At 42.0% G+C, this 22812-nt stretch carries 19 protein-coding genes; 17 read left to right on the top strand and 2 right to left on the bottom strand.

What is annotated here, in order from left to right:
* Window positions 1-62 precede the first annotated feature (62 nt).
* From ACTQ5J_RS12715 to ACTQ5J_RS12655, 13 genes are all read left to right on the top strand, one after another.
* On the top strand, window positions 63-1109 hold the full coding sequence (locus ACTQ5J_RS12715) for a LacI family DNA-binding transcriptional regulator (protein ID WP_441753555.1): 1047 nt from the start codon (window positions 63-65) through the stop codon (window positions 1107-1109).
* 216 nt (window positions 1110-1325) lie between these two features.
* Window positions 1326-2198: an ABC transporter permease gene (locus tag ACTQ5J_RS12710; protein ID WP_441753553.1), complete on the top strand. Its 873-nt coding sequence runs from the start codon at window positions 1326-1328 to the stop codon at window positions 2196-2198.
* Window positions 2199-2210: 12 nt separating this feature from the next.
* The gene (locus ACTQ5J_RS12705; protein WP_441753505.1) at window positions 2211-3086 is read left to right on the top strand and encodes a carbohydrate ABC transporter permease; all 876 of its coding nucleotides are present in this window, start codon (window positions 2211-2213) and stop codon (window positions 3084-3086) included.
* Between the two features lie 74 nt (window positions 3087-3160).
* Complete coding sequence (locus tag ACTQ5J_RS12700; RefSeq protein WP_441753503.1) at window positions 3161-4810, top strand: ABC transporter; 1650 nt, start codon at window positions 3161-3163, stop codon at window positions 4808-4810.
* A 47-nt stretch (window positions 4811-4857) separates the two neighbouring features.
* Window positions 4858-5472 carry a DUF624 domain-containing protein gene (locus tag ACTQ5J_RS12695; RefSeq protein WP_441753502.1) on the top strand — a complete coding sequence of 205 codons (615 nt, stop codon included), beginning with the start codon at window positions 4858-4860 and terminating at the stop codon, window positions 5470-5472.
* Between the two features lie 8 nt (window positions 5473-5480).
* Entirely contained in the window at window positions 5481-6434 is a 954-nt protein-coding gene (locus ACTQ5J_RS12690) for an ROK family protein (protein WP_441753501.1), read from the top strand.
* Window positions 6435-6985: 551 nt separating this feature from the next.
* Window positions 6986-7570 (top strand): YczE/YyaS/YitT family protein, encoded by a 585-nt coding sequence (locus ACTQ5J_RS12685; RefSeq protein WP_441753499.1) that lies wholly within the window; start codon window positions 6986-6988, stop codon window positions 7568-7570.
* Between the two features lie 1021 nt (window positions 7571-8591).
* Window positions 8592-9617: a phosphate/phosphite/phosphonate ABC transporter substrate-binding protein gene (locus ACTQ5J_RS12680; RefSeq protein WP_441753498.1), complete on the top strand. Its 1026-nt coding sequence runs from the start codon at window positions 8592-8594 to the stop codon at window positions 9615-9617.
* A 261-nt stretch (window positions 9618-9878) separates the two neighbouring features.
* The gene (gene phnC / locus ACTQ5J_RS12675) at window positions 9879-10652 is read left to right on the top strand and encodes a phosphonate ABC transporter ATP-binding protein (protein WP_441753496.1); all 774 of its coding nucleotides are present in this window, start codon (window positions 9879-9881) and stop codon (window positions 10650-10652) included.
* Complete coding sequence (gene phnE / locus ACTQ5J_RS12670) at window positions 10652-11488, top strand: phosphonate ABC transporter, permease protein PhnE (protein WP_441753494.1); 837 nt, start codon at window positions 10652-10654, stop codon at window positions 11486-11488. The genes phnC and phnE (ACTQ5J_RS12670) overlap by 1 nt, the downstream gene beginning before the upstream one ends.
* Window positions 11489-11500: 12 nt before the next feature.
* Window positions 11501-12310, top strand: coding sequence for a phosphonate ABC transporter, permease protein PhnE (gene phnE / locus ACTQ5J_RS12665; RefSeq protein WP_441753492.1), 810 nt, complete (start codon window positions 11501-11503; stop codon window positions 12308-12310).
* 14 nt (window positions 12311-12324) lie between these two features.
* Window positions 12325-12708, top strand: coding sequence for an SMU1112c/YaeR family gloxylase I-like metalloprotein (gene gloA2, locus ACTQ5J_RS12660; protein WP_441753491.1), 384 nt, complete (start codon window positions 12325-12327; stop codon window positions 12706-12708).
* Between the two features lie 167 nt (window positions 12709-12875).
* Entirely contained in the window at window positions 12876-14375 is a 1500-nt protein-coding gene (locus tag ACTQ5J_RS12655) for a prolyl oligopeptidase family serine peptidase (protein ID WP_441753551.1), read from the top strand.
* A gap of 38 nt (window positions 14376-14413) precedes the next feature.
* On the opposite strand, the gene ACTQ5J_RS12650 is transcribed toward ACTQ5J_RS12655, so the two are convergent.
* Entirely contained in the window at window positions 14414-15313 is a 900-nt protein-coding gene (locus ACTQ5J_RS12650) for a hypothetical protein (RefSeq protein ID WP_441753489.1), read from the bottom strand.
* A 258-nt stretch (window positions 15314-15571) separates the two neighbouring features.
* Entirely contained in the window at window positions 15572-16618 is a 1047-nt protein-coding gene (locus tag ACTQ5J_RS12645) for an acyltransferase family protein (RefSeq protein ID WP_441753487.1), read from the bottom strand.
* Window positions 16619-16772: 154 nt separating this feature from the next.
* Here ACTQ5J_RS12645 and ACTQ5J_RS12640 point away from each other — a divergent pair, with 154 nt between their 5' ends.
* From ACTQ5J_RS12640 to ACTQ5J_RS12625, 4 genes are all read left to right on the top strand, one after another.
* Window positions 16773-16982, top strand: coding sequence for a DUF1659 domain-containing protein (locus tag ACTQ5J_RS12640; protein ID WP_441753486.1), 210 nt, complete (start codon window positions 16773-16775; stop codon window positions 16980-16982).
* Between the two features lie 4 nt (window positions 16983-16986).
* On the top strand, window positions 16987-17217 hold the full coding sequence (locus tag ACTQ5J_RS12635) for a DUF2922 domain-containing protein (protein ID WP_441753484.1): 231 nt from the start codon (window positions 16987-16989) through the stop codon (window positions 17215-17217).
* 971 nt (window positions 17218-18188) lie between these two features.
* The gene (locus ACTQ5J_RS12630) at window positions 18189-20726 is read left to right on the top strand and encodes a peptidoglycan amidohydrolase family protein (RefSeq protein ID WP_441753483.1); all 2538 of its coding nucleotides are present in this window, start codon (window positions 18189-18191) and stop codon (window positions 20724-20726) included.
* A 165-nt stretch (window positions 20727-20891) separates the two neighbouring features.
* A complete protein-coding gene (locus tag ACTQ5J_RS12625; RefSeq protein WP_441753481.1) occupies window positions 20892-22562 on the top strand; it encodes a Rib/alpha-like domain-containing protein in 1671 nt (556 codons plus the stop codon).
* Window positions 22563-22812 lie beyond the last annotated feature (250 nt).

The following is a 22812-nucleotide window of genomic DNA, read 5'->3' as shown; positions in this document are numbered from 1 at the left end:
TTTAGAGTTATCAAGTAGGCACCATTCAGCCGAGCGATGTACGAGGCGAACACAATCACACAATCGCGCGACCATACACCCAAATAAAATTATTTAGACAAAGGAGTGATAATATCAAGAAGGTATCTATAAGAGAAGTTGCCAAGGAAGCAGGCGTTTCTATCTCGACTGTTTCCAAGGCTTTGAATGATGTTGATGTTGTCACGCCTTTGACTAAACAGAAAGTGTTAGCGGCGGCAGAAAAATTAAATTATGTGCCCAATATGATGGGTAAACAATTGAAATTGGGTCAAACAAAAGTGATTGGTTTTTATACACACAGTATTGAAGCGCCATACTTCAGTTCGATTGCGGACGTGATCGCTCATGAAGTGGGGAAACATGGATATAACTTGAATATCTTTATGTCGTCAAATAAGCAATTCGTCATGACTAATATTCTTGGCAATATGGTGGATGGCCTCATCGGTTTCGAAGAATTACTGACCGAAGAAGATTTGCGAACCTTGCAGAAACGTAATGTAAAAGCCGTCTTTATTGACCGTAATATCAAGTCGGAAACGATGGGCAGTGTGGTCTTTAATTCTAATCAAGCGGCGCGGCAAATGACTGAGCATTTAATTGAACTGGGGCACCGACAAATAGGGTTTATCCGCAGTCACGAAGGGGTCTATGATAGTCAAGAGCGTTTAAGAGGTTACCAAATGGCTATGCAAGCCGCCGGTATTGCCATTAAAGAAGAAGATATTTTGCGAGGTAATTTCTCTGAAGCGGATACGCAACAAGTGTTAACAGACTATTTAAAGCGCAAGCAACAGTTACCGACGGCTTTTGTGGCCGGCAATGACTTGAGTGCGATTGGAGCGATTAAAGCTTTTAAACAGTTTGGCTACCGAGTACCTGAAGATGTCAGTGTGACAGGCTTTGATAATATCGCGGTGCTCCAATATTTCACACCCGGTTTGACGACTTTCGATAATCCAATCGAATTACAAGGTAAGACCGCAGTGGCCCATTTGATTGATTTAATGGAAGGTAAAGCAAAAGGTGAAGTCTTTGAGTTAGCGGGGGAGATGGTGATGCGTAATTCCACGCGAGCTTTAAAGTAGCTAACAGCGCAGGAGCCGCTAGTGTAGTGGATGCTTCTTCGTAGGAGATGACTGTTGCGAGCGTGTTTGGGCAGTGAGGCTGTGGGTGTCTGCCGCTAATTGGGGACTTATTTTTTCTAAAGGATTTTTAAAAGGAGGTTGTGCGTGTTGGCTAGTCAAAGTGAAGCGCGTGAAGCGAAGCGTCAGAAACGTTGGAGTCGCTTGAAGAATCAGAGTATGTATCAGTTGATGGTTTGGCCGGGTGTTCTGTTGTTAATTGTGTTCAATTTTATTCCGATGTACGGTATTATTATTGCTTTTAAGGATTATTCAGTTTTGGGGACGATTGCTGAGGCTGATTGGGTTGGTTGGATGTATTTCGAGGAGTTTTTATCTGATCAGATGTTCTGGAATGTGATGCGTAATACAGTGGGGATTAGTTTTTTCAAGATGTTAATTGGTTTTCCGGCTGCGATTTTGTTGGCGGTTATGATTAATGAGTTGGTGAATCAGCGTTTGAAAAAGTTAGTTCAGACGGTTTCGTATTTACCGCATTTCTTGTCTTGGGTAATTTTGGGTGGAATGTTTATTACTTGGTTGTCTGAGACGGGTTTGGTTAATAATATTCTGATGGATTTGAGTTTAATCGAGAAACCGATTCGTTTTCTGACGGATCCTGATAAGTATTGGGCGATTGCGGTGATTTCAGATATTTGGAAAGAGATTGGTTGGAATACGATTTTGTATATTGCGGCCATGACGGGAATTAATCCGGCGCTGTATGAAGCGGCTAAAATTGATGGCGCTACCAAATTGCAGCAGATTTTCAAAATTACGATTCCGTCGATTCGTCATATTATTGCATTGACGTTTGTCTTGAATGTGGGGGGCTTGTTGGGTTCTAACTTGGATCAGACGTTAGTGCTTCAAAATTCAGTCAACTATCAAGCGAGTGAGGTCATCAATTCCTATGTGTACAAGATGGGGATTCAAATGGGTGACTTTAGTTATGCGACCGCGGTTGGTCTATTCGTGTCTGTTTTCTCACTTATTTTAGTGGTGTTAAGCCACTGGTTCACTAAGAAACTTAGTGACGAATCAGTATTCTAGGAGGTGGCAATGATGAAAAACAATTTTTCGAAAGATGAGAAGGTCTTTAATGTGATCAATGTGGTGTTCATGATTTTCTTCTTGGCTATTATTGCCTTGCCTTTATGGAATATTGTGGCTTTATCCTTTAATGATGCGACTGACGCGATTAAAGGTGGCATTTATTTCTGGCCGAGAGCTTTTTCACTCGAAAGTTATTATACGGTGTTTGAGGATCCAGCGATTTATAAGGCGTTTGTGATTTCAGTGATGAAGACGGTCATTGGGGTTGTGTTGCATACGGTGCTGAACGCTTTGGTGGCTTACGGGATGTCGCGTAAGGATTTAATCGGGCGCAAGCTTTATATGCAAATGGGGATTATCGCAATGTTTGTTAATGGCGGGATGATTCCAACCTTTTTACTATTCAAGAATTTAGGTTTATTAAATAATTTCTGGGTCTACATTATTCCTGTCTTGTTTTCTTTCTATGACATGGTAATTATGATGAACTTCTTCAGAGGGATTCCGTATTCTCTAGAAGAATCTGCCATGATGGACGGCGCAAACCCAATGACCATCTTTATCAAAATAATACTGCCGCTGTCCTTGCCAGTAATGGCGACAATCGCTCTATTCCATGGGGTGTATCAGTGGAATGATTATATGGTGGCAAATATTTATGTCGACAATCGTGATTTATATCCCTTGCAAATGTTACTATACCGCATTGTGTCGGAAAATCTCTCGCCTGCTGTTGCAACTGGTACCAATGTCGTTCGCAATACGACTTCACAATCTTTACAACTGGCTACAATGGTTGTAACGACAGTGCCTGTTGTTGTCATTTACCCGTTCCTGCAGAAATACTTCATACAAGGCATGACCTTGGGGGGTGTCAAAGAATAACCTTTCCATCGATTTTTATTTGTTTTTCGCTAGACACGGCTTTTACTACTATGAATTTTAAGGAGAATCTATCAATGAAATTTAAACAGATGATGAATAAAATGAGTGTTGGTTTCTTATCCGCCGCTTTACTTGCAACGTCAATTACAGGAACATTAGCAAATGTTAGTGCCATGTCGGTGGACGACTTACCAGAATCACGTTTTGAAGTTGATCCAACGGTACCTAGCTGGCAGAATGATACGGAAACACCGGCTCAATTAACTTGGTATGTTAACTTTGACTGGTATGCACAGCCAGGTTGGGGTGTCGATACAGTCACAGCTAAAATTAAAGAAGACATGAATATTGAAGTTGAATTTATTTCTGGTAATGATGAAAACTTAAACACGATGCTTGCGGGTGGCGACTTGCCTGATTTGATGACCTTTGATAAAAACTTATCCGTGGCTTCAGAAGCTGACAAATTTGCGCTACCATTAAACGTCTTGTCTGACAAATATGATCCTTATTTTATGGCCGAAGCAGCTAAGCCTGAAACCCTACAATGGTATACACAAGAAGACGGTAATATTTATGGTTACCCAAGTTTTTCAACAACAGAAAAAGATTATGAATATGGCAACATCTTTGGCGACCAAGTCTTCATCGTGCGTCAAGATATTTATGAAGCAATTGGTAGTCCAGATATGACGACTCCGGAAGGTTTCTTGCAAGCATTACGTGATGCCAAAGCGCACATGCCTCAATCTGATGATGGTGCTGATTTAGTGGCGTTTGGTTCAACCGCTGTTGATATTGCTAACGGTGGGGATGGTGCTTGGGGTGGTATTTTACAAGACTTCTTAAACATTCCACCAACTGTCGACGGACAAGTCAATGACCGTGATAGCGACGAAGATTACATCGCTTGGTTAGAAACACTACGTCAAGCTTACAGTGAAGGCTTTATTACCGATGACCAATTTTCTGACAATGATAACACTATGAAAGAAAAATTAGGTCAAGGTCGCTACTTCGCCTACTTACACACAAATACAAAAGGCTTGAACGAGTTCATGTCTGACAACAATGCACGTAACCCTGAACAAATGTATATTGCAGTGGATGGTCCTCAAAACGCGAATGGCGACAAACCTACGTTTTCTGGTGGTAACATCGGTGGTTGGACGAATACCTTTATCACTACCTCGACAGAAGAGCCACAAAAAGCGATGGAGTTATTAACCTACTTAGCCAGTGAATATGGTACAATGGTGGCAACTTTTGGTGTAGAGGGAGAAACATATAACTTAGTCGATGGACAAGTAGAGTATTCAGAAGAAACAGAGGCTTTAAGAAACTCAGATATTGCACGTTTTGACAAAGAAGTTGGTTTAGGTTCTTACTGGTTTGTCTTAGATGATAACTATGCGATACAAATGGGTCAAAAACCGGCAACATCGATTCGTCAAATGGTTGAATGGGCGGCTGATAAAGTTGCACCACGTTTTGAAACTGAAGATATGAACCCAACCACTGGTTCTGAAGGACGTAATTTAACTCAGTTAAATATTGCCAGAGTGCAAGCGCTCGCTGCCTATATTCAAGCACCTAGTGCCGAAGAAGGTCGCCAAATTTGGGATGATTTCCTAGCAAGTCGTGAAAACTATGGCTACAGCCAAATTTTAGAGTACCAAAACGCAAAAATTGCGGAAAACTTAGAGAAATTATCTGGAGAGTAACAAAAGTCAGCACTAACGAGTAGGTATGTTAAGGAGGAGGAAGTCAGATGTTTTCAATAGATGGTAAGCTGTATGCCTTCAGTATGCGTTTATATCGTTTAATTATTCTAAATGCATTGTTCGTTATCGGCTGTTTGCCCATTGTGACAATAGGTGCCTCGTTCACGGCACTGGTGTCGGTCACACATCATGATGAGCGCCAAATGGTTCGGGCATTTTTCAAAACTTACCGCCAGGAAATATGGGTGACCTTGCCTTATCTTTTCTTCCACTTGATGAGTGCGCTTTTTATCCAGTCTTTACGCATGGCTGATACGGGGGCTTCACGGCTCCTGTATTATATCAGCCTCTGCTTTATCTTTTTCGTTTTAACGTACAATCTGAATTTATATGTTGCTCATGTTCTCCATCCAAAAACTAGTGTTTTCAAAATATTCCAGTACAGTTTCTTCCTGACAATTTGGAGTTTCTATAAGACTTTTTGGATACCTATCATGATGGGCTTGGCAATTTGGTACCTATACCAATTGCTTGGACTGATGATTTTACTCGTCTTGTTTAGTTTACCGATTTGGTTGCACCTTTTGTTAATCGAACAGGACGCGCAGCGTGTATCGGAATATTTTGTCAAATTAAAAGTGTTTAATGTGAATGGAAAGTAGGGAGTCAAATGTTTATTGGGATTGATATTGGTGGCACAAATATTAAGTATGGCCTGGTGGCAGCAGATGGAAGGATTGTGTCGAAGGGCATTATGCCGACTCGTCATGCGCAAGAGGATTTATTGGCAGACTTAGAAGGCCTCGTCAACGCTTATAAAGCCAACACGCGCAAGGAAATTTTGGGTGTAGGCATCAGCGCACCTGGTACGATTAAGGCCAACGGTTTGATGTTGACAGCAGGGGCTATTAAGCCGATGTATGGCGTGAATTTGAAGGAAGTGCTTGAAGCGCGCATCAATTTGCCGGTTAACTTGATTAATGATGGTAATGCGGTAGCGATTGCTGAGCATTGGTTAGGGAACGCAGTTGGTGTGGCGAATTATATTTGTGTCGTATTAGGCACGGGTATGGGTGGCGGGATCGTCATCAACAATCAGCTTTACAGCGGGGCTCATGGCATGGCCGGTGAGTTTGGCTATATGGTCACGCAAAGTTTGCCAGAAGATCCTACTGCCGGGATCGAGCCTCATTCTTTGAATTTTACGTCGACAGTGATTAGTGGCATCTGTACTGCTTATAATGAAGCCTTACTTTCTTCTGGAGTGCCGGATGTTGAAGTGACGATGGATGCTCGTGAAATTATGGCGCGCGCCTCAAATGGCGATGCGATTGCCCGCGGTGTGTTGGACCGCTTCTATGAAAATATCTCGATTGGTCTATTGAATTTGGTGAGTTTCTTTGATCCCGAAGTCGTCATCATCGGTGGCGGCATCAGTGCCAACGACACGTTTATTCAAGAGTTGACGCTTGCTTTTGAGAAGGTTCAGCGACGTCATGACAGTGTGGCCTTTTTAATGGGTAAGACGATTGCAGGGATCAAGCCAGCTAAGTTAACCAACGACGCCGGCATGCTCGGTGCTGTCTATCAACTTCAAAGCGTGATGGGCTTATTGAAAGCGTAGAATGTCTAGCTAGTTAAAATTAAATGAAAACGAGCGGTGGCGCTAACCTGTCTAATAGGGGAAGCCACCGCTCGTTTGTTTGTATGGGGAATCGGTGAGCAGATAGTTGGAGGGGCGATGTTTTGAGAAGAAAGAAGTTCTGTTGTGGCTCTTAAATTTACAAGAAGCAGCCCTCATCCAGCCAGAAGCCGACGATGTTTCAAAGTGAAAGAGAGCCTCGACGCGTTAAATAAAGGAGACAAGCTGTTGTTGATATTCGCTTAGAAGGCAGTGAGTATCAGCTTTATCTTTAGGCATTGCGCAGTCCTTCGCTAAGAAAATATAAAAGTTGGCAAAAGCCACCGCATGACAACATCATTTTCGAAATAACTCCCAAACCAGAGCCAGCAAAACTCAACGTATTCCAACTATTCTAACGGGATTTTTACTAACCATTTGTTAATGCCTATGCTATAATATCGAGTTGAGAGGCAAAGTAGCCCAATAAAAAAAGACAACCCAAAGCCAAGCTAACATAAAATCATACGAATCTGAAAGAAGGTAAGAAAAGAGTGAAACAATTCTCACTAAAAACACTGGTGGTCATCTTAGGCACATTGATGATGGCAATAGGTGTCAATCTATTTATCCTGTCAGGACAAGGAGTGGACCCACTAAGCACCTTCCTCGACGGCGTCACCAAACATATCCCAGTCACACTCGGCACCATGATTAGTATCTTTAACGCAGTTGTCTTGGTCATCGTATTTATCGTTGAACGCCGTCACATCGGCATCGGAAGCTTTATCAACGGCATCTTTACCGGCATCTTCTCCAACATGCTGATGGAACCAATGCAAGCATTAAGCGAATTACCAACCATACTAGTCGTTCTTTTAGGCACGCTCATCTTCTCATTCGGAATCGCACTGTACATGAACGCCATGCTTGGCCTAGGCACCATCGAAGCCACCATGCTGATTCTAACAAGCCGCACAGGCATCGCCGCCACCAAAATCCGCACCATAATGGACTTATCCTTCATTATCGGAGGCATCTTACTCGGTGCAACCTTCGGCTACGGCTCAATTGTCAGTGCCTTATTCAATGGCAAGCTCATCGGCCTATTCTCCAACATGCTCAATAAGATAAAATAAGCAACCAATAAATCAGGACCTCGCCCAAAACTGGCAGGGTCCTATTTGGTTAGGACTAACAATTAAAATTAAAGAATCAGGCAGGCGAACTCAGCATAGTTCGACCTTTGGGGCAAGTATGCTGAACAAGTCTCTTGCGGCAATCCCAGCTGAACCATCACAGCTTTAGTCTTGGTTGACACTTTCCTAAAGATTTATCGTACTCAAGAAAGACCTCAGCTCGAATGACTCGCGTAGTAGGTTTTAATGATCCCATTCGAGAAAAAACCGTGTCCACTCAATTTCTGAAAGGGCACGGTAATAGGAAGCTTCTATTCAAAATCATTCACTCCGCAGAAATCACTCGTCAAATTCCACTTATCAAGTTATTCTGTCTTTCTTATATTTTTAGATAGTTGACTAGAATAACCGTCCATGTCACCAAACACAATAAGCTATACTCTAATATCTAACCACTAACAAAAATCGATTTCTAATCCACAAACGGTAACACTCAGAATAAATAAAGAGTTACTCATTGCATTTCGTCACGACTATTTAAAGCCGCTGGTTCTAAATTTAATCGTCGCGAACTAAGGTGAACTCCCCTATGTATTTCTGATGAGGAGAGGCCGGCTGACCTTGAAAGGGGGAGAGATCTTGACCAATTCACCACAAACACAAACCTTCACTCATCATTTACTTTTAAATCTAGTTTTTTATTTCAATCTAAAAAGAAACATGCTAGAATTAAGACGAAAAGCCTTGGTATTTGTGGAAGGTATAAGAGTGAGGAGGCGTTAGGAGTATAGGAAGTTCGCGGTTTTTTTGTACACACTGTTGCAACAGACAATGACGAAGTTGTCGAAGTAATGTCCAACCATTGACCCAAGATAAAAGGTTCACTCACAGAAAATTTACTTAACTTTTACAAAGGATAAGGAAATTTACTCAAAGTTTACAATTTATTTACAAACAGATGGTATGATAGTGCTTGCAGTAAACAAGACTATATCGAAAGATATTTTGGAGGAGAAAAAATTTGAAAAAGTTTTTAGCAGTTTTTAGTTTAATCGCATTGTTAGCCGCAGGAGTACTTGCACCAGCAGCTCAAGTTTCAGCTCAAGAGGAAATTGATAAATTAACAGTGGCATTCGTACCATCACGTGACCCTGAAGATATTATCACTACAACTGAACCGTTGAAGCAATTGTTAATCGACGAATTAGCAACATTAGGCTTCAATGTTGGCGAAATTGAAATTACGGTAGGAACAAGCTACGAAGCAGTAGGGGAAGCAATGTCAGCTGGAACAGCAGAAATCGGCTTAATCCCTGGTGGAACATTTGTATTATTTAGTGACGATGTTGAAGTATTATTAACATCAACACGTGCTGGTTTAGCAAAAGACTCAGAAAACCCAGCAGACTGGAACGACGGCCAAGCAACTGAAACGTCAGAAGACCAAGTGACTTACTATAAATCACTTGTGATTGCTGGACCATCTGAAAAAGGCCAAGAACTAGCAGCGAAAATTAATGCAGGCGAAGAATTAACATGGGATGACTTTAACTCAGCAAACTGGGCAGTAATGTCATCTTCATCATCATCTGGCTACATCTACCCAACTATCTGGTTGAACGAACAATTTGATAAAGGCGTTTCAGACTTAGCACAAGCTGTTCAATCTGAATCATACGCATCATCAATCGCGCGTCTAGCATCAGAACAAGTTGACATAGTGGTTGGCTTTGCAGACTTACGCCGTGACTATGAAGAACAATGGGAAACAGAAATGGGACGCGAAGCAAGCATCTGGGAAGAAACAAATGTTATCGGTGTTACACCAAACATTTATAACGATACAGTCTCTGTTTCTAAAAATGCAGAAGTTATGACAGACGAATTAAAAGAAGCGATCCAACAAGCATTCTTAAACATTGCTGAAACAGAAGAAGGTAAAGCAGTCATCGCTATCTATAGCCACGAAGGCTACCAAGAAGCAACTTCAGAAGACTACGATACTGAACGTGAAGCACAAAAAATCCTATTAGAAGGTACAAACTAAAGCCACACTCCACACCCGTACACAAATACCAAACAAGCGGCATCTACTGAAAAGTTAGATGCCCTTTTTCATATAAAAATAAGCACTCCACCAAGCTTGACGAAGACGGATTTTTTCTCATATTTTGAATGCAATTGTCGCTTTGTCATGGTAGAATGTTTACTGGTCGCATGAGGAATGGTAAGCCAGTGGTTCTGGAAGAAGGAGCCGCAAAAGGAGCCGTCTGGCCTTGGCCTAAAAACAGGAAGAAAGAGGATGTCCATGATTGAATTAAAAGGCGTTTCCAAGCGCTATGACAACGGAGTATTAGGACTGAATAATATTGATTTGACGATTGAGCAAGGCGAATTCGTTGGTATTATCGGTTTGTCAGGAGCTGGAAAATCAACCTTAATCCGTACAATCAACAAGATGATTGATACGACTGAAGGAGATTTAAAAGTGAATGGCATTGATGTCACTCAATTGAAAGGAAAGTCACTAAGACAGTTTCGTCGTCAAGTCGGTATGATTTTCCAAGGTTTCAACTTGGTAACACGTGCGAAAGTCGCAAGAAACGTACTGAATGCTTTTGTACCAGAATTACCATTCTGGCGAGTTCTTTTAGGATACTTTACAAAAGAAGAAGAGTTAACAGCATTAGCTGCCCTTGAGCGTGTCGGCATTTTAGACAAAGCTTACACACGCGTTGACCAACTATCAGGTGGGCAACAACAACGTGTAGCCTTAGCCCGTACCTTAGCCCAAAGCCCATCAATTATTTTAGCTGATGAGCCAGTTGCATCATTAGACCCTGTCACTGCAGCAGTCGTTATGAATGACTTCAAAAAAATTAATCAAGCAGACAACATCAGTATTCTAATCAACATTCACCACGTTGAATTAGCATTAGATTATTGTGACCGCATTGTGGGTATTCGTGACGGTCAGATCGTTTACGATGGCCCATCTAAAGATGTAACAGAAAGCGTCTTGGACCAAATCTATAAAGGACAAAAACCAGATCCAATCGAAGAGATGGTAGGTGAAATTTAGTGGAACCATTAAAGAAAACGCTGCGTAACCGCATCTTACCACCTAAAGAAATCACTTTACCAAATGGTAAACAAGTTTACAAGCAACGTTCGATCACACCATTCATTATTCTTTTGGTATTGATCGCGGTCTACTATTCAGTTGAATTAACAGGTTTCAAATTTTCAACCCTAGCCAAACGTGGGCACGAATTTTTCACTATTTTAATCGCAATGATTCCACCACGCTGGACATTCTTTGATTCAGTGATTGGCCCCTTGATGGACACGATTAAAATGTCCATTCTAGGAACAGTGATCGGCGCTTTATTAGCGATTCCAACCGCAATGTTGGCCTCTATCAACCTAACTCGTAATAAAGTCTTATCAGGTGTTGTTAAGCTATTATTAAGTGTCATTCGAACGCTACCAACGTTAGTGTCAGCTTTAATTTTAACTTATATTTTTGGTTTAGGAACATTTGCTGGAACATTAGCCATCGCATTATTCACCTTCTCATTCATCGGCAAGCAACTTTACGAGCAAATCGAAACAGTTGACATGTCGCCTTATGAGGCCATGGAATCAATGGGTGCTAACCGCCTTTACAGTTTCATGGGTGCGATTCAACCGCAAGTTTTACCGAGTTTCCTATCAGTTACTTTATATACTTTTGAAGGAAATGTTCGCCACGCCTCAATCCTAGGTTATGTTGGTGCCGGTGGTTTAGGTATTATCTTGAATGAGAATATCGCTTGGCGTCAATATGACCGAGTAGGTATGATTCTCTTGACGCTCTTTGTAGCAGTAGCCGTGATTGAAACAATCAGCCGCTATCTGCGCAAGAAACTGACTTAGGGGGTGGCGTAAATGATTGATAAAATTAATGAAATGTATGAACGAAAAGAAACGAACCGTACGTCACGCATCCTTTGGACATTATTAGTAGTTGGCTTATTATCGTGGTCAGCGACAACTGTCGGAAGTGTAAACATCACAAAGAACGGACTTGAAATTGCCGGGAATATTTTCCGCGGGATTTTATCACCGTCAACCGAATTATTATTTAACTTCACGAAACAGTCCGTCGGCTACTTGTTGCTTGAAACAATGGCGATTGCTTTTCTTGGAACATTAGTGGGGGCAGTTTTCTCATTCCCGTTGAGTTTCCTAGCATCGTCTAAGGTGATGCCATTTCCAGTCGTTGTAATCACTCGTTTAGTCGTGATTATGATTCGAACGATTCCTGCATTCGTCTACGGTTTGATGTTCATCCGTGTAACAGGACCCGGACCCTTCGCAGGTTTAATGACTTTATCAGTAACTTCAATTGGCATGTTAACTAAATTATTTAGTGAAACAATTGATGATATTGATACGTCCATTCTAGAAGCTTTAGATGCGATGGGCTGTACTACTTTTGAGAAAGTTCGCTTTGGAATTTTGCCGCAATTATGGTCTAGCCTACTATCTACCTTAATTTTCCGTTTCGATATGAACTTACGAGACGCAACGACCTTAGGTTTAGTAGGTGCCGGTGGTATCGGTGCGCCTTTAATTTTCGCGATGAGTTCTTATCGTTGGAGTGAAGTAGGTGCCTTACTTCTTGGCCTGATTGTGTTAATTTTAATTGTAGAGTTTACATCAAGTTATATTCGTAAGAAATTAGCACGCGGTTAGGAGAGATCTAGTTGATGTTTGAAAAGATTCATCATATCGCAATCATTGCGTCGGATATCACGGTATCCAAACACTTTTATACGCAAGTACTAGGCTTTGAAATCATTGCTGAAACTTACCGCGAGGCTCGAGATTCTTGGAAAATTGACTTAGCTTTAAACGGAGATTACCTTATCGAACTCTTTTCCTTTCCCAATGCACCTACTCGCTTGGATGGTCCGGAGGCACTTGGCCTGCGACATCTAGCCTTTACAGTAAACGATATTGAAGCCACCGTTGCTGAGCTATCAGCTCGCGGCGTGGACGTAGAGGCCATTCGCCAGGATGAATTAACAGGCGCTTTCTACACTTTTTTCAAAGATCCCGACGGCTTACCGATCGAATTAGTCCAAAATTAAGCCCTTAAAAGTCGCCTATTGAAATCACCGGACCATTTCCTAGGCAGAATAGGACGCAAAACTGCAGATGCCTTTTTACAAGTTAGCTTGTTTAAAAAAGAGTCTCCTCAAAAAAATAATGAGTCTAGACCTTTTGGCGATTAACAATCCCATAAAAGAGGGCTTATATATATGACATTTACTCAGATTTTCATTATACTAGTGGGTATAGAACAGATGGAGGTGGAGGTACAATCGTTGCAAATGAGAGTATTATCCAAGGTGTAACACTTTATATAAATGGATATGAATGGGGACCGGCGGTGTCACGTTTAATTTTAAATACGACACAACTTGTTTTGGCTGTAGATTATGAACAAGCACTCGTTAAAACGAACGATGTGGAGCGAACAATTCTAGCAGCTTATCCTTCAGATTCAAAGGGACAAAAACTTGGAGCAGATCAGGATAGTCGCTATGTTACTCTAGAACTTTCAACGCAGTATCTGACCAAAGCGCCAGGCAATAAAGCCCTGCCGTTTCAGTTAGATACAGAAACAGGCTTTTTTAACTGGGCTCCGACTTATATCGTCAGTATTACGGATTTAATTTTTACGGCGGCTAATAATTATCAGTCGCTCAAGGGTGAAATTCGGGTGAATGCCATTGAAAATCGCGTTTCGCCAGATACAGATTTATTTAAGATTCGCAATTCCTTCAGTGGTGAATATATTAACCCAACGACTAAGCAACTTGAGCAACAACGCTTGACTTACGCCGCCTATGAACCCGAGAATTTGAAACCGGTCGACTTACTTCCTTTAATTGTCTGGCTTCATGGCGCTGGTGAAGGTGGGACGGATGTTGAAATTGCCTTATTAGGTAACGAGACAACGGCTTTAGCAAAACCAGAAATTCAGGACCAATTTCAGAATGGACTGCGCTCAGGTGCGCATGTTCTAGTTGTACAGACACCGACATTTTGGATGGATGAGGGCGAGGATCGAACAGGACCTGGCGCTGGGAAATCACGTTATACAGAAATTTTGATGGATACGATTCGCCACTATGTCGACAGTAATGACAACATCGATAGTCACCGTATTTATTTAGGTGGGTGTTCGAATGGCGGCTATATGACGGTCAATATGTTGTTGGAATACCCGCAAACTTTTGCGGCAGCTTATCCAGTGTGTGAGGCTTATTCATTTTATGGTTTTGAACGCGATAAAAATGGCTCTTATGAAACAACAACTGACAGCTTCGGTAACATTCGTTACAAGGCTAGCGAAGCATTGTGTCTGACTGAAGATCGAATTCGTCAGTTGGCTGACGAAGCGATTTGGTTTGTCCACGCCGCAAACGATCGCACAGTGGTACCATTCTTGACGGTTGAACCAACTTATCGTCGTATCCTGAAGCAAGGAGCGCAAAATGTCTGGTTTTCATATTTTGAAACGGTGGTTGGTTTGGATGAAGTGGATGAGAAGTACAATGGTCACTTATCATGGATTTATTTATTTAATAACCAAGTGCGTGGGGTTCAAAACCCTACCAAAATTCGACAAGATAACCGTTATGAGCCATCAAACGATACTTTAGGTGGTTCTTATAAGGTAATAGATGACACCGATGGTGTTGAAGAATTTGAAACTATTTTTGCTTGGTTGAACGAGCAAAGACTGTAAATAAAAACACCTAGCCAATTTTTTAGCTAGGTGTTTTTTTATTGACCATAATTGGCTAGGGCATTACGGAGTGTGAGGGAGTCGATGCCTTTCTGGGTATAAAGTTCGTTGAGCTCTTTGGATTGAGAGTGACCGGGCGATTTGTTCAAATGTTCACAAACGCAGCTGTAAGCTATGAAATCTTTAATCTGTCGCGGACTGATAAGGTAAAGACTAGAATTGGTAAATTGGCTATTGGGAAATACTTGTCGGTTTTGGAAACTGTCAAAATTCACATGGAAATTCAAATGTAACTGTGGCAGTGAGGTCGTAAAATAATAGACCCACTGACAGCAGAGATGATTAGCATATTCCAATTGCTTGATGAGTTTGGTGGTTGGTTGCTTGAGTGATATCATACATTTGCGCATGGAGTCATCACTGAAATTAAAGGTAAAGTGAAAGAAATCCTGTTTGGGTGCTGAGTCATTGGTGGATAAGGTGGGGGTGTCGATGTGAGTGCATTTAGATACATTCAGCCAATTGGATTGTTTAGCTTGGCAAAACCTGAGATAGATAATATTGCCGTTCACGTATGGATAGGTGGTACGTGGACTCTTGTTGATGGTACGTAAAAATTCTGACCAGAAGCGGTATTTAAAGCCAAGGTGGCTAAAGACGGCTTCGGCAACCCAATCGGATGTTTGACAAGAAACCCAAGTATCTCCGTGGTAATCAATCGTCAAACTTCTAAGCATGGGATGTTTGCAACTGATATCAATAATATAAAGTGGACTAAAAGACTCACTCACTTTCTTGGGGAGAAAATGTGAGCTTTTAATTAACTGTAAAAGTAGATCGTCGTAATGTGGGGCGTCCGGTGATAATATCAGAGATGCCAAACGGCAATCAATTTTTTTATCTAATCCGGTATGATAATACTTTAAGGATTTGTCCATTCATCGGTCTCCTTCCAAAACCATGCTCGCTTTATATGGATAAACACACTTGTGAATTATTTATTTATGAGAATAGAATAACATAAAAGCGTTTACATAGCTAGTGCTTCTTGTTGTTTTATAAACAATTTTTTTATGGTAAAGAGGAGGTTAGAAGGGATGTAATGGGTGCTTTCATTGGAGTCCGTTAGGCATGGGAGCGACTTTTGGGCAGGTGGAAGAGACCGTCGGGTCTCTTATGCTCGCATGGTTGGTTGCTTATTTTTCCTGTGTGAGTGTTGTGATGAGCGTATCTAGGATTGGATCGAGGTGTTTTTCAGTGGGGTCGATGTAGTAGCGTTTGAAGCTGGGGTAGAGTGTGACGGATGCGGCGATTGTGACGGTCGTGAGTAGTGTGATTCTAAGTCCGATGTGTTCGATTTCGAGTTGTGGTTGGACGTTGGTTGTGTATGAATATATTGTCAGTAAGATCGGGTGGAAGAGATAGATTTCCATTGAGTAGCTAGCAAGTTTGGCGAGTGGTGTTTGACGTCCGGGTGTTTGGTTGATGTATGTCATCAAGGCGGCGATGGCTAGGATTAGTAGGGTTTCTCCGGCGAAACATTGGATGTCGGATAGGCTGAGTCTTTGGTAGGCTAACATCAGTAGGCTGCTGATGACGAGGCCGCTTTTGAGTGTAATGTTGCGTTGGCTGATATAATAGCCCGCACTTAGACTGATAAGTGCTTTAGGGAAGCCGCCGTTGGCAAGTAAGTCTGCGTGCGCATTTTTAGAAATGATGTAGAGAGCGACTAGGTATAAAACGCTGGCCGCCATGAGTATTTGTGTGGCGTTGAAGCCGCGTTTTAGTAAATGATAGAGTATTAAGCTGGCAAGGAACAAGGCCCACAAGTACCAGAGATGATAGTGACCAATTTGGCCGTTTAAGAATTTGGTCAATGTGAGTGTATTCAGATACTGACCAAGCGCTTGTGCGAGTGTATTGTCTAGGGTTAGGCTGGCTGGAATAAAGATGAGTCCGTCGATCACGATGTAGAATAAGGTGAAGACGCTGTACATCACCAGTGTTTTAGTCAGTTGGTTTCTGACGTAACGGACTGTTTCTGTTTGTTGAGCGATTAAGTAGCCGGTGGTTGCGAAAAAGAATGGGACTGCGAAATTGAGTAAGTGGCGGTACCAGTAATAATTGGCAAAAGTGGCTAGGTCTTCAGTTTCTAAAAAAGCTGTGACGTGTATTAAGACGACAGCGATTGCCGCAATGAATTTAAATTTGTCGATTGTATAGTTTTGCGTTTTGTTTTGCATGATGACACCTCGTTTTTTTATTGAACTTGTAGTTTACCAGATTGTGTTGACGTTGATAATTTATTTGCCTTATTGAGGGAATGTGGGGACACATTTACTTTTCTTTGCGTTTATATGTGTGTAAGCTGCTTACAAAAACAAAGGGGGTTACACAATGCAAGGACAATTTGAAAAAGCGTCGTTGGAGATTCAGTTCAATGACGGGTCGGATAAGGTGTTGAAACAGTCATTCGCAAATTTAAAAGCGGGGGTTAATGAGGAGACATTGGCTATGATTCATGAGGCGATTAGTAATATATCGGCCTATCCTACGGGAGATATCGTGGTTGTTGAACGCACGAATTACGCGAAAGTTGGAGGTTAATTAAATGGACAAAATATTACAAATGGAATTTAAGTCGGCTGAAGGTAAAAGTCGTACCTTACGTTTGAACAATCCTCGCGAGAATTTAGACCGCGAAACGGTGGAGACGGCAATGGAGCAAATTATTGCGGCAGACGCTTTTGAGAAGGATACTTATGGTCTTTATGCAGCTAAGCATGCGGCGCGTTATGTTGAGACAATCACAACGCCTTTATTCGATCTAGATAACGAGTAAGCGACAGAGTGGCTTCTTGGCCGGCTGTGATTTAGCTAGGTCAGCTGATTAAGAGAATAACAGTAAATGGGCTCCTTGGGGAATGATCTCTGAGGGGCTTTTTTTTGTTGGATAAGAAGTTGAGAAGCATCTAGCTAAGGGGTTTTCTCTATTAAAAAAATCCAAAAGAGGCGATGTGTTCACTGCGTTTGGCGGCAGGATAAAAAAAGATTCGGTTCTTTTTAAATTATCCTGAACGCTTGTGAAGGACACCGCTGATTTTTATGGAGGGAATGAGTAAGAGCGGGAACAGTAGCGAGAATAAGTTAGGACCGAAAGCTTGTTCTGATTGGAAGCTTGGATGAAGCCGAATATTGGACGAGCCCTTCCTCAGCAAAGGATAGCCGTTCAGCACAAGTGGATAAGAAGCTAAGCCAAGCCAAGCCAAGCCAAGCAAATAAGTATAGTAGCAGTGGAGACAGTCGGATAGAGTGGGATGAGTACGTCTTGGCTTTCACTCTGGCTAGTTTTAGAGTAGTCGACAGGGGGAGGTGTTTTCTTACGTTCAATGTTCTTTAACCACCAATATATCTACTTATATTAGCAAGTATCCAAGCTCACCATATTTATCTTTCGGTTTAGTGGCTTTGAGCGCTATTGTGTCGAAATGGGATTGTAATATAGAAGCCATTGTCATCAATTACTAACGATAAGGCTAGCTGATGGTTATGTTTGTTGATTTATTGAATAGACAATTTACTTGTTTATGTAAAATAGAAAATAAGTTTTTTTTAAGGCGAAGCAGATAGTTAGTTTCTATCTGTTTGAAAAGGTTGATAGGACGTGCTTTATAGAATGTAACTAGATGCAAATATGTTGTGATACTGGCTTGCGACATGCTTGTAAGCGCGTTGTAATTAGAAGTCGTCAAATTAAAACAATCATTTGTTAGGATGGATTCAGTATTAATTCAGCCAAAAGGAGTGTGCGGAATGGAAAGGAAAAAGATGCATAAACGCAAGGGACAGTGGATCACGATATCGACATCCTTGATTGCGTCAATGATGGTGGGAGCGTCGTCTCAAACGATTGCTGCGGCACAAGAAGACGTTGCATATATCCCTGAAGAAGGTTGGACTGTCGAACAATCAGCGCTAAGCGAGGAAGTCGTTGAGGCGGAGGTTTATACAGAGCCTGCGTCAGAAGAAGTGACTTCTCTTATAGAAGAAACAATCGCGGAAGTAGCCGAAGTGGTTGAACCAACTGAAGCCACTGTAGTTGAAGCAGTTGTCACTGAAGAAATTATTAAAGAAGTTGTTAATGATGAATCTGCTGCCACAGGTTCTGCAAATGTCGTGGAAGAAGTTGTGGAAATCGAAGAAACTGCTCCCGTTGGAGACGAACCATTCACTGAAATTGAAGCAGATTCAGCTGTCGATTTACTAGTTGAAACGCCTAGCGAAGAGTCAGTAGTATTAGACGAAATCGAAATAGTTTCAGAGCCAGTAGCAGTAGCAGTAGAAGCAGAAGCAGAAGCAGAAGTAGCAGTAGAAGCAGAAGTTATTGAAACCACACCTGAAACTGTAATGACTGAAGAGTCCTACGACGACTCAGGAGAAGAACATGAAGCGGAAACACCGATTGCAGAGTCAATCGAAAATACAGAAATCGACACAGCAATTGTTGAGTTTGAAGTTGAAGAGTCAGTGGCTACACCAGAAGTAAAAGAACCTGTTGTTATTGACGAAGTAGAAGCAGAAGATGCTGACGAATTAGATGAAACGGAGTCATCTGAAGAAGTTGAAACATCAGAACTTCCGAGTGAAAACAGTGAAACAGATCTAGAAGAAGACCTTGTTATAAATGAAGAAGCTGAAACGATTGAATTGCCTGAAGCTAATTTGACTGAAGAAGAAACGACAGGGGAACTGTTTGCAGATGAAATCACAGAGGAAGAGGATAACGCAACTGAAGAAGATCCTTCTAACGTAGAAATAGAATCAGAAGAAGACACTTATCCGGAAGAAGTTGCGCAAGAGCCAACTAACATAGAAGAGCCAACTAACATAGAAAACCCGATAAACACTGAAAGCTCGTCAGAAACTGAAGATTCATCAGATATTTATCCGCAAGAGCAATCTCAAGCAACTGAAGAAAGTGAGCCTAAGTCATTACCAGCCGAAAGCGAACCAACACAGTCTGTGTCATCTGACTCAACAGAAAATTCAGTGACGACCTTGCCTAAACAAGAATCAAGCAATCCCAATCCAACCAGTACGACGTCTAGCCAAAAAGTGACGACTCAAGCATCCGATAGACTTCAAACGCTGGCTACGACGAGCGCTACTAATGACAAACCAAGTTATACAATTAACCGTGGCGATACCTTGTGGTCATTGGCACGCCGTCATCAAGTGACAGTTACACAACTAAAAGACTGGAATAACCTGTCGAGTGACATGATTATTGCTAACGCCTCTTTAATTGTTTCAAATCCAAATAATGCGACAAGCACGAGTGATGAGAAACGTCAACAGAATGTAGGGAATCAAGTAACTAGCGACACGACTTCTAACAAGCTCGCCGCGAACACGTCACCCAATCAACCACAAGCTGAAGGAGACAATACGCCAGCAAATACTCCACAAACAACGTCTTACACGATTTCACGTGGAGACACCTTGTGGTCAATTGCTCAACGGCATAATGTCTCACTCGACGACTTAAGAGAGTGGAACAACTTGTCAGGTAATTTAATCCATTCGAATCAACACTTAATAGTGTCGAATCCAAACGCAACATCAAACGCTGGCGACCAGGCGCCAAAGGAAACTGATACTAGTATACCGTCTGACACGCCAACACAAGCAGCGCAACAAACACATACCGTTGGACGAGGTGACTATTTATACGCGATTGCCCGTCAGTATGGCGTCTCGCTTAGCCAACTGTCTGAGTGGAATAACTTATCTACAAGCTCTGTGATTCATCCACGCGATCAAATTATCGTGTCAAATCCAAACGCTAGCGGTAACCAGTCGCCAGACACACCGCAAGACACTAAGGATAAAGAAGCAAATGGTACTGAAGCGGTCGATTCAGCTAATAAGCAAGCAGTGATTGACTGGTTCCAGGAAAGAGAAGGTCAAGTGACTTACTCAATGACGAACCGTATGGGGCCAGATAGTTACGACTGCTCAAGTGCCGTTTTCTACGCCTTGATGGCCGGTGGTTACCTTGACGATGGTACTTGGCCAGGGACAACTGAATCTCTTTACGCGCTTGAAGGCAGTCTGTTGACGCCAATTAGCCGTGACGAAGTTCAAGCAGGCGATTTATTTGTCGCAGGTTACAAAGGTAGTTCACTAGGTGCAGGCGGCCATACGGGTCTTGCCCTCAACAACAGTAGTATTATCCATGCGAACTACAGTGATAATGGCATTTCGACGACTCCTATCGAAGGTTATACAAGCTACGCGGGCATGCCAACGTATTGGTACCGCCTAAACGAAGCATTCGCAAACCATTAAAAGCCAGTCCAAATAGCTCTTCGCAACTCACTGCGGGGAGCTATTTTGTTATGGTCATACATTCTTCTAGTTTTATTCATCAAAAGTTCTGTGTATGCGTTTTCAAGAAATGGTATAATAAGGGTGAGAAAGAATCGAGTTCTTTAAATAAAGGAGGTCTTCAAAATGAAAGCAGTGATGCAGAAACTATTAACTGTTTTCTTGTCAGTGGTGTTAGTGCTAGGTAATGTGACAGTTGTTGCACAAGAGACACATGCAGAAACCTTTGAACCCGAAGTAGTAGAACTATTAATCGCTCAAGTGAATGTAGTGCCAGAAGCCAATACAGCCATTAAAGACGCGGGGGATTATCCAGCGACTTTCGAATGGCAAGACGCGTCCGTTTTCAATACAGTAGCGGATTTAGAGGTGGCAACGGTTGTGGTGACTTATGAGGATGCAACCGAAGAATTGCTTGAAGTAGATATTAAAGTGGTTGAAGAATTGAATGATGCGGCTTTAAACGAACCAATCGCAACGACCGAGTTAATAGTCACAGCGGCAGGTGAGGTACCAGAAGCTTCCCAATATATTATAAATCTTGTGGTGTTGCCAGCAGGCACCGTCTATGAATGGGCAGACCCATCTGTCTTTGATACAGCAGGAGAGCATCTAACGGCAACACTCAAGATTATTTACCCAGATACCTCTTATGATGAGATGTCTTTGTTAGTGACAGTTGAGGCGGAGGAAGAAGAAACAGAAGCAGATTTATACACACCCGTTGCAATTGACCATCTAATCACAGACTTAGCTGTTGTCCCCGTGCCGGGCGATGCGCTTGTTAATCTTGAAAATTTACCGACAGATGCTGTCGTGACTTGGCAAGATGAGATCGTCTTTAGCGAAGTGAAAACGGAAGTTTACGAGAATGTGATTGTCACTTACGGCGATGGTTCAAGTGATATGTTGCCAGTCTTGGTGAGCGTTAGAGAACCGGCAGAAGAAGAAACAGAAGCAGAACGTTATACACCGACAACTCAAGCAATTACGACTGAACTCGGTATTGTACCGTTAGCGATTGATGCGATTGCTAACCTTGACGAGTTACCTACGAATACTCAATTTACTTGGCAAGATGACAGTATCTTTAAGCAGTTGGGTGAAGCGGTGGAAACATTTGTCTTAGTGACTTATCCTGACAAATCAATCGACGAGTTAGCAGTGGTTGTGACAATTGTGGACGAGTTAACACCAGAATCTGATGCGTCACTATACACACCGCGTCCGGTGGCACTGATAACGACCAAAAAAGGCATTGTACCGATGGCGAAACATGCGATTGAAAATATCGACGAATTACCCAATGATGCCCAGTATACTTGGGAAGATGATACCATCTTTGATACCGTTGCAGCGGCTAGTTTTGCGAATGTGATGATTACATACGCTGATGGATCAATGGACACAGTCGCTGTGCCAATTACTGTTACTGAGACTGAGGCGCCTGTAGCGACACATGCCCGTGTCATCGTGCATTTCGTTGACACAGAAGGTAATCTTCTATTACCTTCACAAATAAATGCCCGTGAAATAGGCACAACTTATGGCTCAACTCGTGTAGCGATTGAAGGTTACACGTTAGATTCAATTGTTGGTCAGGAAAAAGGCATCGTTGACAAAGATGAAACGAAAAATACAGTCACCTATGTTTACCGTAAATTAACTAATCAGCCACAGTTGCCAAACACAGGAGAAACAAGTAATCTCTTGATTTATGGCTTAGGAAGCTTAGCGCTTTTAGCGGGAGTGGCTTCACTTATAGTAGCTTATCGTAAACGTCGTGGAAATGATTAACCAATATATTCAAGGCGCCGACTGAAAAGTATGGCGTCTTTTTTTGAGGTTCTAGACATGGTAAGGCTTACTAGGATGTGCTGATTTGATCGTGAGGTAAACTCTCCAGCTAATTGATTCTATCGCTAGTTTATAGACTTAATTAGCTGGAGGTTGCTATTATTATGGGAGTTAATCATAACTCTCTATAAGTCGTCGTGTCATCTTCCGCCACGTCTTTTGCAAGCACTGAAAACGCGTGACAAGAGAT

It is taken from the genome of Fundicoccus sp. Sow4_F4 (assembly GCF_052116145.1).
Taxonomy (GTDB): Bacteria; Bacillota; Bacilli; order Lactobacillales; family Aerococcaceae; genus Fundicoccus.
The sequence above is the reverse complement of the archived record's forward strand: the minus strand, read 5'-3'. Positions and strand labels throughout refer to the sequence as shown.

Bases quoted from the DNA above. Each gene is read 5' to 3' on its own strand.
- ACTQ5J_RS12710 (WP_441753553.1), top strand. From the start codon at position 1,326: ATGTATCAGTTGATGGTTTGGCCGGGTGTTCTGTTGTTAATTGTGTTC.
- ACTQ5J_RS12705 (WP_441753505.1), top strand. From the start codon at position 2,211: ATGAAAAACAATTTTTCGAAAGATGAGAAGGTCTTTAATGTGATCAAT.
- ACTQ5J_RS12700 (WP_441753503.1), top strand. From the start codon at position 3,161: ATGAAATTTAAACAGATGATGAATAAAATGAGTGTTGGTTTCTTATCC.
- ACTQ5J_RS12695 (WP_441753502.1), top strand. From the start codon at position 4,858: ATGTTTTCAATAGATGGTAAGCTGTATGCCTTCAGTATGCGTTTATAT.
- ACTQ5J_RS12690 (WP_441753501.1), top strand. From the start codon at position 5,481: ATGTTTATTGGGATTGATATTGGTGGCACAAATATTAAGTATGGCCTG.
- phnC (WP_441753496.1), top strand. From the start codon at position 9,879: ATGATTGAATTAAAAGGCGTTTCCAAGCGCTATGACAACGGAGTATTA.
- phnE (WP_441753492.1), top strand. From the start codon at position 11,501: ATGATTGATAAAATTAATGAAATGTATGAACGAAAAGAAACGAACCGT.
- gloA2 (WP_441753491.1), top strand. From the start codon at position 12,325: ATGTTTGAAAAGATTCATCATATCGCAATCATTGCGTCGGATATCACG.
- ACTQ5J_RS12650 (WP_441753489.1), bottom strand. From the start codon at position 15,313: ATGGACAAATCCTTAAAGTATTATCATACCGGATTAGATAAAAAAATT.
- ACTQ5J_RS12645 (WP_441753487.1), bottom strand. From the start codon at position 16,618: ATGCAAAACAAAACGCAAAACTATACAATCGACAAATTTAAATTCATT.
- ACTQ5J_RS12640 (WP_441753486.1), top strand. From the start codon at position 16,773: ATGCAAGGACAATTTGAAAAAGCGTCGTTGGAGATTCAGTTCAATGAC.
- ACTQ5J_RS12635 (WP_441753484.1), top strand. From the start codon at position 16,987: ATGGACAAAATATTACAAATGGAATTTAAGTCGGCTGAAGGTAAAAGT.
- ACTQ5J_RS12630 (WP_441753483.1), top strand. From the start codon at position 18,189: ATGGAAAGGAAAAAGATGCATAAACGCAAGGGACAGTGGATCACGATA.
- ACTQ5J_RS12625 (WP_441753481.1), top strand. From the start codon at position 20,892: ATGAAAGCAGTGATGCAGAAACTATTAACTGTTTTCTTGTCAGTGGTG.